Consider the following 14074-nt stretch of genomic DNA (forward strand, 5'->3'; position numbering starts at 1 on the left):
CGGCCGCCACCTGCCGTCTTGTACGGAACCGACACGCCTCAGCAGCCGCACGACGCGCCGGCCGGGGCGGTGAGGGCGTCGGCGGGCCGCCGCACGAGCCCCGCCTCGGTGCGTACCGGGAAGCCCTCCCGCACCCAGTACTCGTACCCGCCGATCATCTCCTTGACCGGACGGCCGAGCCGGGCGAACTCCATCGCCGCGCGGGTGGCGCCGTCGCAGCCCGGCCCCCAGCAGTAGGTGACCACTGTGGCGTCCGGCGGGACCAGCTCGCCCGCCCGCGCGGCGATCTCGGTGGTGGGCAGGTGCACGGCGCCGGGGATGTGCCCCTGCCGCCACGCCGGAAGGGCGCGCGAGTCGACCACGACCAGGCCGGTCACGCCCGCCTCCAGGTCGGCGTGCACGTCGCTCACGTCGGCCTCGAAGGCGAGCCGGGCCGTGAAGTGGGCGAGGGCGTCGGCGGGGCGGGCCGGGGGAATGCGCAGGACGTTCGACATGGCACTCATCGTGGTGGCCGCCGACCGGCCGCTCCAGTGGCGCGAGCGACACCGCTCGCTAAGATCCCGCCATGAACCGCGCCACCGTGTCGGTGCTCGCGTACGAGGGCATGTCGGTGTTCGAGACCGGCATCGTCACCGAGGTCTTCGGCCTGCCCCGCCCGGAGTTCGACGTGCCCTGGTACGAGCTGACCGTCTGCGCGGAGAACCCCGGCGCGGTACGGCTGGTCGGCGGCGCCACCCTGCACAGCGGCCACGGCCTCGACGCGTTCGCCGCCGCCGGCACGCTGATCGTGCCGGGCGTCGCCGACGTGCACGCCGACCCGTCGCCAGCCCTCACCGGCGCGCTCCGGGCGGCCCACCGGCGCGGCGCCCGGATCGTGTCGATCTGCTCGGGCGCGTTCGCCCTGGCCGGCGCGGGCCTGCTCGACGGCCGGCGGGCCACCACCCACTGGCGGTACGCCGACCTGCTCGCCCGGCGGCACCCGGCGGTACGCGTCGACCCGGACGTGCTCTACGTCGACGACGGGGACATCCTCACCAGTGCCGGCAGCGCTGCCGGTCTCGACCTCTGCGTCCACCTGGTACGCCGCGACCACGGCCCGACCATCGCCAACGCGGTCGCCCGCCGGCTTGTCGTACCGCCACACCGCGAGGGCGGCCAGGCGCAGTTCATCGAGGCGCCGGTGCCCGGCGACCCGGAGGACGACCGGCTCGCCGCGAGCATGTCCTGGGCACTGGCGAACCTGAACACCCCGATCACCGTGGACCGGCTGGCGGGGCGGGCGCACATGTCGTCCCGCACCTACCTGCGGCACTTCGCGCGGGCCACCGGCACCACCCCGATCCGGTGGCTCGTCGAGCGGCGCGTCCAGGCCAGCCTGCCGCTGCTGGAGACGACAAACGCGCCGATCGAGGAGGTTGCGGCGACTGTGGGGTTCGAGACGGCGGTGACGTTCCGGCACCACTTCGCCGCCGCGATGCGGACCTCGCCGTCTGCGTACCGCCGGACCTTCACCAGGACGTCCGGCGCTCACGCCCCGGGCAGCGGGACGACGTAGGAGTCGACGCGGGCGATGAGCCCGTCCCGGAACGTGAACAGGTCGTTGAAGGCGAACCGGAACGGCCCGTGCTCGACGCTGACGCCCCGGCCCTCGCCGGTGACCACGACGACCGGCCCGTCCTCGTGCACGCGCTCGACGTCGAGGCGCGGGCTGCCGCTGAACGCCGGGTTCTCGATCTCGCCGTCGAACTCCGCCCGGCCCCGGGTGGTGCGGTGGCCGTGGATGACCCACTCCACGTCCTCGGTGAGCGTGGCGAGGATCCGCTCGTGGTCGCTCGCCCGGAAGCCGTCGAAGTATTCGGCGACCAGGTCACGCTGGCTTGCTCGGGTCACTGCTGTCTCCTTCGTCGTGGGGCGCGAGGTGGGCGGCGAGGGCGTCGAGGATCGAGGCGAGCCCGTCGGCCGCCTGGTCGGTGCGCAACTCGGGCGGGAGTTCGCGCTGGTGCACGGTGAGATCGGTGCCGTACCCGGCGGGCCGCAGCGTGACTGTGGTGCGCAGGCCGGTGACCGGCTCGTCGAACACCAGCTCGCGCGGCCTGTCGACGCTCACGTAGACGAACCGCAGCCGTCCGGTCCGGCCGTCCGGCGCGTGCGTGTCCAGCGCGAACTCCCCGCCCGGTCGCAGGTCGACGACCACCGACGCCGCCGGCACCGTGGCGTGCGAGCCGCCCCAGAACGCCGCGATGCCGGCCGGCGAGGTGAACGCCTCCCACACCCGGTCCGGCACGGCGGGCAGGTGGCGGCGGGCGATCAGCTCGTCGCCGTGCCGTTCGGTACGGGCTCTCACCGGGCCGCCTCCGGGCCGGAGAGGTGCGTCTCCAGCGCGTCGAGACGGTCGTCCCAGGCGCGGCGCTGCTCGTCGATCCACGAGCCGAGCCGGGTGAGCCGGTCGACGCGCAGCCGGCACGGCCGCCGCGTGCCCTCCCGTCGCTGCTCGACCAGGCCGCAGCGGCGCAGCACGCCGACGTGATGGGAGATGGCCTGCGGCGTCAGGTCGAATGGCTGGGCCAGCTCGCCCACTGTGGCCTCACCCCGGGCGAGACGGGTCACCAGGGCCCGGCGGACCGGGTCGCCGAGAGCGGCGAAGGCGAGGTCGAGGTCCGGTTCTGAGCGCATACCCGAACGCTATCGCAAACACTCCTTTGCGCAAACACCCATTTGCGGGAAGCAACGGGGCCGATGGCACCCGTGACGTTCCACCGACCGCCGCACCGGCCCGCCGAACACCTGCCGACCTGCCGGAACCCGGCAGCGGGGCCGGGCGTTGGGGGAGTGGCGATGCTGTTTCGGGTGACGCCGCATCGGGAACGTCGTCGGGACGGGGCACGGGACGGAGGTCGACGTGAGGACACCGAGTCGCCGGAGGCGGATGCTTGGCGTACCCCTGCTCGTCGCCACGCTGCTCGCCGGCGCCTGCGGCGACGGCGGCGGGAACGACGGCGGCGGCGCGAGCACGACCTCGACGCCGGCCGCGGGCCCGACGTCCGCCACACCGTCGGCGTCACAGCCGCGCGGCGGGCCCGTGACGATCCCGACGTCCGCGTTCGCCGACCTGCCGCCGGAGCTGCGCAAGACCCCCGCGCAGCCGACCGAGGTCGCCGACGCGCTGCCCGAGCTGTGCGACAAGGAGTTCCGCAGCGGCGGGCGGTCGGTCACCGCGAGCGCCGCGATGATGAGCACCTACAAGCAGCCCAAGGATCCGCCGGAGAACGTCCCCTACGGCACGCTGCACCAGACCGTCTTCGCCTTCGAGGGCACCGGCGCGGCCGACTACCTGCGCCGGGTCCGGGGAGCGGTGGCGGACTGCCTGTCGTTCCCGGCCGCGGGCGGCAGCGTCACAGTCACGTCCCGGCCGATGGCGGGGGCCGGGGACGAGGCCCTGCTGGTCACCGTGAGCCGGCCGGCGACCGGCCCGGACGGCAGCCTGGCCAAGGGCCGGGCCACCAGCCAGATCGTCGTCATCCGGGTCGCCGACGCGGTCACTGTCGTGCACGACCAGGGCTGGGAGGGCACCAGCGCCGACCCCGGCCTGGCCGACGACATCGCCCGGTCCGCGTTTCGCGGCCTCGACTCCTGGCAGCGCTAGCGACGGCGGCGTGCCACCCGGCGTACGAGCGGGTACGCGACGCCGCCGGACAGCAGCCAGGGCGCGGCGGCGAGCAGCAGCCCGGCGCGATCAGGACACGGCGGCCCGCACCAGCTCGGTCAGCCTCTTCTCCACCTCCGGGCTCCACCGCAGCAGCGCGAACGACGCCGGCCACATGTCGCCGTCGTCGAGGTTCGCCGCCTCCTGGAAGCCCACTGTCGAATAGCGGTACTTGAACTTCCCCGCGTCCTGGAAGAACACGACGATCTTGCCGGCGGCGTTCGCGTACGCGGGCATGCCGTACCAGGTCTTCGGGGACAGCTCCGGCGCGGCGGACGTGATCGTCATGTGCACGCGCTCGGCCAGCTCGCGGTCCTCCGGCGCCATCTGCGCGATGCGGTCGAGCACCGCCTGAAGGTCGTCGGCCTTCTTGGCGCCCTTCTTCCCCTCGGCACGCAGCTCGGCGGCGCGCTCCTTCATCGCGGCGCGCTCCTCGGCGCTGAATCCGTCGGACATCTCGGTTCCCCCTCGTGGCTCGCGGTCCGCGTGGCGCCGACCGCCTGACGACAACGCTATGGCGTAGCGCTGACCGGGCGCTTCTCGATTCCTGATCACCTGCCGGGACCACGGCGACCGGGCGCGGCACCTACCATCGCCGCCATGGCGACCCGGCTCGTACAGATCAACATGAAGGCCCACGACGAGGTGGCGCTCGGCGGCTTCTGGGCGAAGGTGCTCGGCTGGGAGACGTCCAGCGAGGCCCCCGGCGTGACGAACCTCGAACCCGAGGGCCTCACGTACCCGGACCCCCGCGTCCTCTACGTCGACCTCGTCGTCTCCACCGAGCCCAAGACGGCGAAGAACCGTGTCCACGTCGACCTCGCGACCACCTCGGCCGCGCACCACGCCCAGCTGGTCGCGCGCCTGACCGCCCTCGGCGCCACCCCCGCCGACGTGGGCCAGGGTGACGTGCCGTGGACGGTCCTGGCCGACCCGGAGGGCAACGAGTTCTGCGTACGGGAGCCGGACGCGCGGTACGCCGGCACCGGGCCGATCGGCGCGGTGGTGGTCGACTGCGCCGACCCGCGAGCCATGGCCGGCTTCTGGGGCCGGGCCACCGACTGGACGGTGCACGAGGTCACCGACCGGGAGGCGGTGCTGCGCTCGGCGAAGGGCGTCGGACCGTACCTGCGGTTCGTCCGCACCGCCGACGCGAAGACCGGATGGAACCGCGTCCACCTCGATGTCCGCCCGTACCCGTCGGACGACCTGGACGCCGAGACCGCGCGCCTGCGGTCGCTCGGCGCCAGCGACGCGGACCTGGGCGGGGCCGACCCCCACTGGCGGGTGCTCGTCGACCCGGAGGGCAACGAGTTCTGCGTGCTCACCCCGGGCTGACCGGCCACGGCACCGGGCGGGCGGGTGCGACAGCCCGCCCGGGCGCCGGTCAGGCCGTCCGCTCCGGCCGGAACTCGTGCACCACCTCGATCGGTCCGACGATGTGCCGGTTGAACTCGTCCAGTTCCTCGGCCGGCACCCACAACCGGCGGCGTGCCGCGACCGGCCATCGGGTTTCGGCAGCAGAATCGACAGCGGGTGCGATGAGTTCGCGCCGCCCCGGCGGTCCAACCGTCGACATCCTGGACAGACAGGCAAGGAGCACCGCGATGGCCACTGTGATCTCCACGCTGTTCATCTCGGCCGACGGCGTCGCCGAGATCGACCCCGACTGGCACTTCCCGTACTTCGACGACAACATGGGCCGCGCCGTCACCGAGGACTACGACACCTCCGACGTGCTGCTGATCGGGCGCGAGACGTACGACAGCTTCGCCGGCGCCTGGCCGGACCGGGAAGCCGCCGGCGGTGAGGACGCGCCGTTCGCCAAGCAGCTCGGCGACATGCGCAAGGTGGTCGTCTCGCGCCAGCCGCTGGAATTCTCCTGGCGCAACTCCGAGGTGATCCAGGGTGATCTGATCGACGCCGTGCGGGCGCTCAAGGCCGACACCGGCATCAAGGGCATCCTCATCCCCGGGTCGATCTCGGTGGTGCGGCAGCTGCTCGCCGCCGGCCTGGTGGACGAACTGCGGCTGCTGGTGCACCCGGTCGCCGCCCGCAAGGGCCGCCGGCTGTTCGACGAGGGCGATGCGCCGTACCACCTGCGGGTGGCCGCGACCGAGGCGTACCCGACCGGCGTGCTCCGGGTGATCTACACCCCGGCCCCGGCGCCGGGCGCGGTCGGCTACGACGACATCAGGGACCAGGTGCCGGCCGGGAGCTGACGAGCGCGGGACGGCGGCCGGTCGGTCCGTCGTGAAAGGATCCGCCGGTGCGTCGCGCCCGGCTGCTGCTGATCCTCGCGACGGTGTGCGCCGTCGCCCACGTCGTCGGCGTCCTGACGGCCGCTCCGCTCTGGCGCGGCGCCGAGGTGCTGAGCCTGGCGCTGCTGCTGGCGTACGCCGTCGCCGCCGGACTGCCGCCCCCGCGCTGGGCGGTGCCGGTGGCGCTCGCGCCGCTGATCGTGGACGCGGTCCGCACCATGCCGGCCGAACCGGGTGCCGCGGACACCGGCTGGGTGGTCTACGGCAGCGGCGACAACGTCTTCGACAGTACGGCCGGCTTCGACGTCACGCTCGCCGGCAGCTGGGCGGCGCTGGCCGCGGTGGCGGTGCTGCTGGTCGCGTTCCGGGGCCGGGGGCGGCGCCGGCACCTGATCGCCGCGGCGGTCGCCGCCGCGCCCGTCGTCGGGTACGCGGCCGTCCGCGCCGCCGACATCGGCCTCGCCGTCGCCGCCGGCACCCGGATCGTGGAGACGCACACCGTGACCACGCTGACCCGGGTGGAAGGCCGTGGATACCACGACCAGGCCGATGTCGTGCCGGCGCTCGTCCTCGCGGTGCTGCCGCCGCTGGCGCTCGCGCTCGCCGCGCTGGGGCTCGCCGTGCTGCTGGCCGGGCGGGGCCGGCGGCTCGCCGCGACCGGCGCGGCGCTGCTGGCGGTGCTCGCGTTGCCGCTGCTCGACGCGGGCATCGAGGCCCTGCGCCTGCCCGGTTCGGCCGACGGCACCGCCCTGTTCGCCTGGTACGCCATCACACCCACCCGGACGCTGCCGCAGCCCGTGCCGGCCCTCACGGCGGTGGTCGAGCTGGCCGCGTACCTGCTGCTCGTCGCCGGCCTGACCGGCGCGGACCGCGCCGCACCGGCGGTGCCCGCGCCGGCGGAGGCCGGTTGACGTCAGGCGGCCGGCCCCGGCTCGATCAGCGGCTTCCGGTCACGGCGGCGCCTCGTCCCCGTCGTCCTCGCCCGGCTCGTCCTCGTCCGCGTCGTCGAGCAGGCCCTGCCGGTGCAGGAACGCATACCACCCGTCGTCGTCGGTGACCAGCTCGGCGTAGCCGGGACCGAGCACGTAGTAGTGCACGAACGAGTCGAGGCCGGGTGCCAGCTCCTCGAACGCGTCGGCCATGAACCACTCGGTGCCGGTCGGCGGGAAGTACCACACCGAGCCGGTCGCACGCTCCAGGAAGATCGGCTCGTCACGGCACGTGGCGAAGACCAGCCAGTCATTCTTGTCCCGGGAGACGGGGGAGAAGCCGGGCGCGTGGTCGAGGAAGTACCGCACGTCGGCGAGCCGGTCGACCGAGACCAGCTCGAACGCGCCGGCCCGCAGGCCGTCGGCGGCCAGCAGCAGCTCACGCAGGGCCGCCGGCAGCTCCGCCGGCACGTCACCCGCGTCGGCCGGGGCGCCGATTCGCGCGTACGCGAGAGAGGCCGGCTCGTCGGCGGTCAGGTCGGCGCGGAGTTCGTCGAGAAGTCGCGCGAGTTCGGAGGGCATTCCACTACCTCTCTTCTGATCGAGGTCCGTCCGGGATCTGCGCCATCATGGCGTCATGACGAAGGCGGACGTGGTGGTGGCCGGCGGTGGCGTGATCGGGATGACGACAGCGCTGACGCTCCAGGGGCGCGGCGCGCGGGTCACCGTGCTGACCGCCCACGACCCGGCCGACACGGTGTCGGCGGTGGCCGCCGCGGTCTGGTACCCGAGCCACACGCAGGAGGATCCCCGGGTGCTGCGCTGGGCCCGCGACACCCACGCCGAGCTGCGCCGCCAGGCGGCCGACGGCGTGCCGGGAGTGGTCGACCGGCCCACCCGGATGTGGCTGCGCCACCCCTACACCGGGCCGCCCTGGTGGGCCGACGCCTGCGGCGACCTGACGGCCGAGCCGGCGGAGCCGCCGTACACCGCGCTGCTGCGGTTCACCGCCCCGTCGGTGGAGATGACCAGCTACCTCACCTGGCTGCGGCAGCGCCTGGAGGCAGGCGGCGGCCGGGTCGTCCGCCGCGCGCTGGGCACGCTCGCCGAGGCGTACGAGTTCGCGCCGGTGGTGGTGAACGCGACCGGCCTGGCCGCCGGACGGCTCGCCGCCGACCCGGCCGTGTACCCGGCGCGCGGGCACGTCCTGCTGGTGGCCAACCCCGGCCTGGACGTCTCGGTACGCGACGAGGACGACCCGGCCGGTGTCACGTACGTGCATCCGCGCCGGCACGACGTGGTGCTCGGCGGCACCTACGACGAGGGGGTCGCGCACACCGGCCCCGACCCGGAGGAGGCGGCGGCGATCCGGCGCCGGTGCGTGGCGCTGGTGCCGCAGCTCGCTGAGGCGCCGGTGCTGGGGGAGCGGATCGGTCTGCGGCCGGTCCGGCGCGGCGGCCCCCGGGTCGAGGTGGACCCGGCGGACGGGCGGCTGGTGCACGCGTACGGGCACGGCGGTGCGGGGGTGACGCTGTCGTGGGGCTGCGCCGCCGAGGTGGCCGATCTCGCCCTTGCCGCCGCCTGACGCCGGAGCCGCCCGAGCAGCGCTCCAACGGCGCGGCGTCGACCGGTCAGGAATCGAGAAGCCCCGGGCGGGTGCCCGGACCTAGCGTTTCCGGCACGGGCCACCCCGCCGGGGAGGCCATCGCCCGGAGGTCGTCACCCATGGACACGCGCATCCGCCAGTTGCACCGCTGGTTCTCCGTCGCCTTCACCGTGACCGTCGTGGTCACGTTCGTGGCGCTGGCGCAGAAGGACCCGATCGTGTGGGTCTCCTACGTGCCGCTGCTGCCGCTCGCCCTGCTCCTGATCAGCGGTCTCTACCTGTTCGCGCTGCCGTACCTGCGGCGCCGCCGTGCCGCCGCGCGCCCGCGCTGACCTGGGGGATTACCGGGGCCGGTCCGCGGGCAACACTGGCGGATGGATCAGAAGGTGATGGTGTTCGCCCCGGCGCCGCTGTTGACGGTGACGATCGAGCAGCAGGGCGACGCGCCCGAGCTGCATCTGCACCCCGGTGGGCAGGGGGTGTGGCAGACCCGGATGATCGCCGCGCTCGGCGTGCCGGTCACGATGTGTGTGGGCCTGGGCGGCGAGGTCGGCGACGCGGTCCGCAAGCTGCTCGAAGACGAGGACGTCACGGTACGGGTGGTGCGGCGGGAGTCCGGCACCGGCTGGTACGTGCACGACCGACGCGACGGCGAGCGGACCGAGATCGCCGAGCACCCGGGCGCGCCCATGGTGCGGCACGACATCGACGAGCTGTACACGGTGACGCTCACCGAAGGGCTGCGCGCGCCGGTCAGCGTGCTCAGCGGGCCGGCCGACCCGCAGGTGGTGGACCCGGACATCTACCGCCGGCTCGCCGCCGACCTGAGCGCCAACGGTGGGACGGTGGTGGCGGACCTGTCCGGGCCGTACCTGGAGGCGGTGCTCGACGGCGGCGTGACGGTGCTGAAGGTCAGCCACGAGGAACTGCTCGACGACGGCCTGGCCAAGGACGACAGCGTGGACGCGCTGCGCGACGCCGGCCGCCGGTGCCAGGAACGCGGCGCGCGGACGGTGCTGATCAGCCGGGCCGGGGAGCCCGCGCTGGCGCTGCCGGAGGACGGCGAGCCGCTGCTGGTGCACGCGCCGCCGCTGGAACTGGCCGACCACCGGGGCGCCGGTGACTCGATGACCGCCGGGGTGGCGGCGGTGCTGGCCCGGGGCGGTGACCTGCGGGAGGCGCTGCACGTCGGCGCCGCCGCCGGCGCGCTCAACGAGGCGGTACGCGAACTGGCCGGCCGGGTACGGCTGACCCCGCTGGACGGTGGCGACGATGACGGCTGACCGGCGACCCCGGGTGCTGGTGACGAACGACGACGGCGTGTACGCCCCCGGCATCCGCGCGCTGGCCCGGTCCGCGTACGAACGCGGGCTGGACGTGGTGGTCGCCGCGCCGCAGCACGAGGCGAGCGGGATGAGCGCGGCGCTGTCCGCGGTGACCGAGGACGGACGGCTGGTGTTCCGCGAGACCGAGCTGGACGGGCTGCCCGGCGTGCCCGCGTACGCGGTGGCCGCCTCCCCGGCGTACGTCGCGGTGCTGGCCGGGCTCGGCGTGTTCGGGCCGGTGCCGGACCTGCTGCTGTCCGGCATCAACCGGGGCGCCAACGCGGGCCACGCGGTGCTGCACTCCGGCACCGTCGGCGCGGCGCTGACCGCCGGGAACAACGGCATCCGCGCGCTCGCCGTGTCGCTCGACGTGCTCACCCCGGCGGCGGCGAGCGCCGGGAGCGGCGGCGCGGCGATCGCGGTGCTGGACAGCGTGGACGACGAGTCCCGCCACTGGTCGAGCGCCGCCGAGCTGGCCGGGAGGCTGCTGCCCTGGCTGGCCGGCGCGGAGCCGGGCACGGTGCTCAACCTCAACGTGCCCGACCTGCCGGCCGATCAGGTGGCCGGGCTGCGCCAGGCGACCCTGGCGCCGTTCGGGCAGGTGCAGGTGTCGGTCGCCGAGCGCGGCGAGGGCTTCGTGCGTACGGCGGTGGAGGAGAACGCCGTCCGCGCGGTCCCCGGCACCGACATCGCCTGGCTGGCCGACGGGTACGCCGCGGTGACAGCGATCCGGGCGCTCGGCCACCTGCCCGATGTGGAGCTGCCGGTCGACGGCTGAGGACGGGTCCGCCCCGCCACCGTCGTACGGGTGGCGGGGCGGAGAGCGTCACTCGCCGGCCGCGCGCCTGCGGTCGGCCTCGGCGTCGGCGGCGCCCACGGGAACGCCGTCGCCGTCCCGGTCGGCCCGGGACAGATCCACGTCGGCGCCGGCCCGGGCGGCGTCCGCCGCCGCGTCGTCGGCGCCGACGACCTCGCCGCCGTCGGCCTGCCCGTCGTCGGGGACCAGCTGCCCGGCGGTGGCCAGCCCGATCGGTGCGTACCTGGGGTCGGTCATCTCGTCCTCCTCACCGGTGTTCCTTGAGTAGCGGTACCCTGGGACGGAGGGCAGCACACGTGCGGCGTCAGCGTCTCCGGTCGAGGAAGTCCAGGGTGACGGCGGCGAACAGCGGCGACTGGTCGATGTCGTAGTGGGTCAGGCCGGGCAGGATCGCCAGCGCGTGCCCGCCCGCCGGGCGTCCCTCGCCCGCCCAGCCGCCGTCGCGCCGGCCGCCGTCGAGCAGCCCGAACACCTCGACGAAGTGGCTCGGCGGGGCCATGTCCGCGTCGGCGGCCACCACGAGCGTCGGCACCCGCAGGGCCCGCACCTGCTCGGTGAGGTCGAAGTCCTGCCGCATCGCCTCGCCGATCTTGTCGAGCAGCCGGGGGAAGTCCGCCGGCCGCGGCGCGACCCGCTGGTACAGCTCGTACATCGGGGTCTCCTTCATGAACTCGGCGGCCCCGGCACCGACCTGGCCCTGCTGCGCCAGCATCTCCGGATACACCGCGTCGCGGCGGATGTGCGCGGACGCGGCGACCAGCCGGCCGACCTTCTCGGGGTGCCGGAAACCGACGTGCAGGGCGACCCCGCCGCCGAGCGAGAAGCCGACCACGTCCGGCCGGTCCAGCCCGAGGTGGTCGATCAGCGCGGCGACGTCGTCGGCCATCAGCGCCATGTCGAGCGGGCGGTCCACGTCGGCGGTGCGGCCGTGCCCCTGGAGGTCCACCAGGGTCACCTGGTGCCGCGCGGTGAGCGCGGGCAGGATCGGCGCGAACATCTCACCCGAGGTGAGGCCGCCGTGCAGCAGGATCATCGGCCGGCCGGCGCCGTGCGTCTCGTAGTACAGGTGGACGCCGTTGACGTCGGCGTACCGCCCGGGGGCGTGGGTCTCGTCGCGCTGCGCTGTTGTCATCGGTGCTCCTCGGATGTGGTGACCTGACGGCTGGTGGACCGGGAGGGCGGCACGGAATCATCGGTGCGGGATCGAACGTGCTCGCATCGACGCTGCATGTGGGCTAGGTTCGGCGAGGTGAGCGAGGTGGCGAGCGTTCCCGTCGAGGCGCAACTCGAGGCGTACCGGTCGGAGTTGACCGGCTACTGCTACCGGATGCTGGGTTCGGCCTTCGAGGCCGAGGACGCGGTGCAGGACACATTCGTCCGGGCCTGGCGCAATTTCGACAAGTTCGAGGGGCGGTCCGCCCTGCGGACCTGGCTCTACCGGATCGCCACGAACGTCTGCCTCACCATGTCCACGAGCGCGCAGCGCCGGATCCGGCCGATGGACCTCGGTCCGGCGGGCGTCGGCACCGCCACCCATCCCGGCGAGCCGCGCCCGGAGCAGATCTGGTTCGGTCCGGCGCCCGACGACCGGGTGCTGCCCGAGGTCGCCGACCCGGCCGAGGTGGTCGCCGGCCGGGAGTCGGTCCGGCTGGCGTTCGTCGCGGCGTTGCAGCACCTGCCGCCGAAGCAGCGGGCCGTGCTGATCCTGCGCGAGGTGCTGGCCTGGTCGGCCCAGGAGACCGCCGAACTGCTGGACACGTCGGTGGCGAGCGTCAACAGCGCGCTGCAACGGGCGCGCGCCACGATCGCCTCGGCCGACACCGAGACCGAGGTGCGCCGTCCGCTCGACAGCGAGCAGCAGGCGCTGCTCGCCCGCTACGTGCGGGCCTTCGAGGCGTACGACCTGGCGGCGCTCACCGCGTTGCTGCACGAGGACGCGACGCTGTCGATGCCGCCGCTGCCGCTGTGGCTGCGCGGCTCCGCGCACATCGCCGCGTGGATGGCCGGCACTGGCAGCGCCTGCCGCGGTTCCCGACTGGTGCCGACGGCCGCCAACGGGATGCCCGCGTTCGGCCAGTACCGGTGCGACCCCGACGGCTCAGGTCACGTGCCGTGGGCGTTGATCGTGATCGGCGTCTCCGGGGGGCGGATCACGTCGCTCAACAACTTCCACGACGTCGACCGGCTGTTCCCGCTGTTCGGGCTGCCCGCCCGGCTGGAGGAGGGCGCCGGCCAGCCCGAGCAGGCCGGCCAGTTCGCGTAGGCCCGCGCACGCGCCGCGTACCTCGAGCCGCCAGCCGAGCCGCCGGGCGGTCAGGCGCAGCCGCGCCAGCACCTCGACCGTGACGAGGTCGGGTGCGGTCACCGCGGACACGTCGCACACCACCACGCCCCGGTCGCGGTCGCGCAGCGCCTCGGCCAGTTCGGCGCAGCGGGCCGTGATCTCCGCGCGGGTCGGCGTCCCGTCGGCCAGGCGGAGCAGGTGGGTGATCACAGGCGTTGGACCGCCGTACGTCCCCGCTCTCATCGGTACGCGCGCGTCGGCGCGATTTGCCTCGACCGCCTTGTCGCACGCAGTTACATAGACGTTAACTGCTATACCAATCATCGGTGCTCGGCTATATGATCCCGGTAGTTCACCCCGAAGCCTCACGAAACCGCAGCTCCCGCACCCCTCGGGTCGAACTCCGCAAGCCAGGTGCCCCCGCGACGTCTGCCTGGCGACCGCCCGGCGTTGCGGTTCAGCCTGCCGGAAAGGTGGGAACGGATGACAGGGCTTCCGTCCTTGGTCATCGGCATCGCGACCTCGTCGGCCGAGCGCCGGCAGCTCGCCCAACTGCTCGGCGGCACTGAGTCGTTCCTGATCGTGTCCAGCGCCCATCAGGCCCGCCGCTTCCTCGACCTGGTACGCCGGCCCGCGCTCACCGTCGTGCCGCACCCGCCCGTGGGTGACGAAGCGCCGGCCGAGCCGCCCCGGCGGGAGCTCGCTGTCGACTCCGACCGGCGGGTGCTGCGCTGGCGGGAGCGGGAGATCGGGTTGACGCCGCTGGAGCACGACCTGCTGGTCTGCCTCACCGGCACGCCCGGCCAGGTGTGGACGTACGCCCGGCTGCACCGCGCGGTCTGGGGCAACGACCACCTCGGGCGGCGCTCGGACATGCACTCGGTGGTCCGCCGCCTCCGCCGCAAGCTGGGCCGCCTCGACGCTCCCGCCGAGATCCACGCCGTGCGAGGCGTAGGTCTGCGCCTCACTCCCTGACCCCCGCCCGGCCTCGCCGTCGATCTTGCACTTGCGGCCACTCGGGCGGGGCTTTCGTGTGCTTCGCCGGGGCGGAAAGTGCAAGACGCTTCTATGTGTGTGGTGATCGGTTCGGCTGGTTGCCGTTAGGGTTCGGCATCGATGATCACTTGGGTGACTCTTCGTCGATCCGGC

General features: G+C 74.1%; 18 protein-coding genes and 3 pseudogenes. 11 read left to right on the forward strand and 10 right to left on the reverse strand.

Annotated features, from left to right (window positions below; genetic code table 11):
- Window positions 1-38: 38 nt before the first annotated feature.
- Window positions 39-503 (reverse strand): rhodanese-like domain-containing protein, encoded by a 465-nt coding sequence (locus tag AB0D28_RS27655; protein WP_357390489.1) that lies wholly within the window; start codon window positions 501-503, stop codon window positions 39-41.
- 62 nt (window positions 504-565) lie between these two features.
- Here AB0D28_RS27655 and ftrA point away from each other — a divergent pair, with 62 nt between their 5' ends.
- Window positions 566-1555, forward strand: a complete 990-nt coding sequence (gene ftrA, locus AB0D28_RS27660) for a transcriptional regulator FtrA (protein WP_357390491.1) — start codon at window positions 566-568, stop codon at window positions 1553-1555.
- Here the strand turns inward: ftrA and AB0D28_RS27665 are convergent.
- From AB0D28_RS27665 to AB0D28_RS27675, 3 genes are read right to left on the reverse strand one after another with little or no spacing between them, the layout of a single operon-like run.
- Complete coding sequence (locus AB0D28_RS27665) at window positions 1528-1890, reverse strand: nuclear transport factor 2 family protein (RefSeq protein WP_357390493.1); 363 nt, start codon at window positions 1888-1890, stop codon at window positions 1528-1530. The two genes, ftrA and AB0D28_RS27665, sit on opposite strands and share 28 nt — an antisense overlap.
- A complete protein-coding gene (locus AB0D28_RS27670) occupies window positions 1868-2344 on the reverse strand; it encodes an SRPBCC domain-containing protein (RefSeq protein WP_357390495.1) in 477 nt (158 codons plus the stop codon). Before AB0D28_RS27670 ends, AB0D28_RS27665 begins: the two co-directional genes overlap by 23 nt.
- The gene (locus tag AB0D28_RS27675; protein ID WP_357390497.1) at window positions 2341-2673 is read right to left on the reverse strand and encodes a metalloregulator ArsR/SmtB family transcription factor; all 333 of its coding nucleotides are present in this window, start codon (window positions 2671-2673) and stop codon (window positions 2341-2343) included. The genes AB0D28_RS27670 and AB0D28_RS27675 overlap by 4 nt, the downstream gene beginning before the upstream one ends.
- A 226-nt stretch (window positions 2674-2899) precedes the next feature.
- On the opposite strand from AB0D28_RS27675, the gene AB0D28_RS27680 reads away from it, so the two are divergent.
- Window positions 2900-3643: a hypothetical protein gene (locus AB0D28_RS27680; RefSeq protein WP_357390499.1), complete on the forward strand. Its 744-nt coding sequence runs from the start codon at window positions 2900-2902 to the stop codon at window positions 3641-3643.
- 90 nt (window positions 3644-3733) lie between these two features.
- On the opposite strand, the gene AB0D28_RS27685 is transcribed toward AB0D28_RS27680, so the two are convergent.
- On the reverse strand, window positions 3734-4159 hold the full coding sequence (locus tag AB0D28_RS27685; protein ID WP_357390501.1) for a hypothetical protein: 426 nt from the start codon (window positions 4157-4159) through the stop codon (window positions 3734-3736).
- Between the two features lie 144 nt (window positions 4160-4303).
- Here AB0D28_RS27685 and AB0D28_RS27690 point away from each other — a divergent pair, with 144 nt between their 5' ends.
- Window positions 4304-5041, forward strand: coding sequence for a VOC family protein (locus tag AB0D28_RS27690; protein WP_357390503.1), 738 nt, complete (start codon window positions 4304-4306; stop codon window positions 5039-5041).
- Between the two features lie 49 nt (window positions 5042-5090).
- Here AB0D28_RS27690 and AB0D28_RS27695 read toward each other — a convergent pair.
- Window positions 5091-5186, reverse strand: a pseudogene (locus tag AB0D28_RS27695) (ADP-ribosylation/crystallin J1); the annotation flags it as partial.
- A gap of 124 nt (window positions 5187-5310) precedes the next feature.
- Between AB0D28_RS27695 and AB0D28_RS27700 the strand changes: the two are divergent.
- A complete protein-coding gene (locus tag AB0D28_RS27700) occupies window positions 5311-5925 on the forward strand; it encodes a dihydrofolate reductase family protein (protein ID WP_357390505.1) in 615 nt (204 codons plus the stop codon).
- Between the two features lie 47 nt (window positions 5926-5972).
- The gene (locus AB0D28_RS27705) at window positions 5973-6875 is read left to right on the forward strand and encodes a hypothetical protein (RefSeq protein ID WP_357390507.1); all 903 of its coding nucleotides are present in this window, start codon (window positions 5973-5975) and stop codon (window positions 6873-6875) included.
- A gap of 39 nt (window positions 6876-6914) precedes the next feature.
- Here AB0D28_RS27705 and AB0D28_RS27710 read toward each other — a convergent pair.
- Window positions 6915-7496 (reverse strand): annotated as a pseudogene (locus tag AB0D28_RS27710) (SUKH-4 family immunity protein); the annotation flags it as partial.
- Window positions 7497-7530: 34 nt separating this feature from the next.
- Here AB0D28_RS27710 and AB0D28_RS27715 point away from each other — a divergent pair.
- The 4 genes from AB0D28_RS27715 to AB0D28_RS27730 all read left to right on the forward strand — a co-directional run bounded on the left by AB0D28_RS27715 (window position 7531) and on the right by AB0D28_RS27730 (window position 10602).
- A complete protein-coding gene (locus tag AB0D28_RS27715; RefSeq protein WP_357390509.1) occupies window positions 7531-8478 on the forward strand; it encodes an FAD-dependent oxidoreductase in 948 nt (315 codons plus the stop codon).
- 140 nt (window positions 8479-8618) lie between these two features.
- Window positions 8619-8831: a hypothetical protein gene (locus tag AB0D28_RS27720; RefSeq protein ID WP_262012149.1), complete on the forward strand. Its 213-nt coding sequence runs from the start codon at window positions 8619-8621 to the stop codon at window positions 8829-8831.
- A gap of 57 nt (window positions 8832-8888) precedes the next feature.
- Window positions 8889-9782: a PfkB family carbohydrate kinase gene (locus tag AB0D28_RS27725; protein WP_357390521.1), complete on the forward strand. Its 894-nt coding sequence runs from the start codon at window positions 8889-8891 to the stop codon at window positions 9780-9782.
- Window positions 9772-10602 carry a 5'/3'-nucleotidase SurE gene (locus tag AB0D28_RS27730; RefSeq protein ID WP_357390511.1) on the forward strand — a complete coding sequence of 277 codons (831 nt, stop codon included), beginning with the start codon at window positions 9772-9774 and terminating at the stop codon, window positions 10600-10602. Before AB0D28_RS27725 ends, AB0D28_RS27730 begins: the two co-directional genes overlap by 11 nt.
- Before the next feature lie 48 nt (window positions 10603-10650).
- On the opposite strand, the gene AB0D28_RS27735 is transcribed toward AB0D28_RS27730, so the two are convergent.
- Window positions 10651-10878 (reverse strand): hypothetical protein, encoded by a 228-nt coding sequence (locus tag AB0D28_RS27735; RefSeq protein WP_357390513.1) that lies wholly within the window; start codon window positions 10876-10878, stop codon window positions 10651-10653.
- A 67-nt stretch (window positions 10879-10945) separates the two neighbouring features.
- A complete protein-coding gene (locus AB0D28_RS27740) occupies window positions 10946-11773 on the reverse strand; it encodes an alpha/beta fold hydrolase (protein WP_357390515.1) in 828 nt (275 codons plus the stop codon).
- Window positions 11774-11869: 96 nt separating this feature from the next.
- On the opposite strand from AB0D28_RS27740, the gene AB0D28_RS27745 reads away from it, so the two are divergent.
- Window positions 11870-12904: a sigma-70 family RNA polymerase sigma factor gene (locus AB0D28_RS27745; RefSeq protein ID WP_357390517.1), complete on the forward strand. Its 1035-nt coding sequence runs from the start codon at window positions 11870-11872 to the stop codon at window positions 12902-12904.
- A 30-nt stretch (window positions 12905-12934) separates the two neighbouring features.
- On the opposite strand, the pseudogene AB0D28_RS27750 reads toward AB0D28_RS27745, so the two are convergent.
- A pseudogene (locus AB0D28_RS27750) lies at window positions 12935-13522 on the reverse strand (hypothetical protein); the annotation flags it as partial.
- Here AB0D28_RS27750 and AB0D28_RS27755 point away from each other — a divergent pair.
- Entirely contained in the window at window positions 13409-13900 is a 492-nt protein-coding gene (locus tag AB0D28_RS27755) for a winged helix-turn-helix domain-containing protein (RefSeq protein ID WP_357390519.1), read from the forward strand. The pseudogene AB0D28_RS27750 and the gene AB0D28_RS27755 overlap by 114 nt on opposite strands.
- The last annotated feature ends 174 nt before the right edge of the window (window positions 13901-14074 follow it).

Source organism: Micromonospora sp. NPDC048169, assembly GCF_040652815.1.
Taxonomy (GTDB): Bacteria; Actinomycetota; Actinomycetes; order Mycobacteriales; family Micromonosporaceae; genus Micromonospora.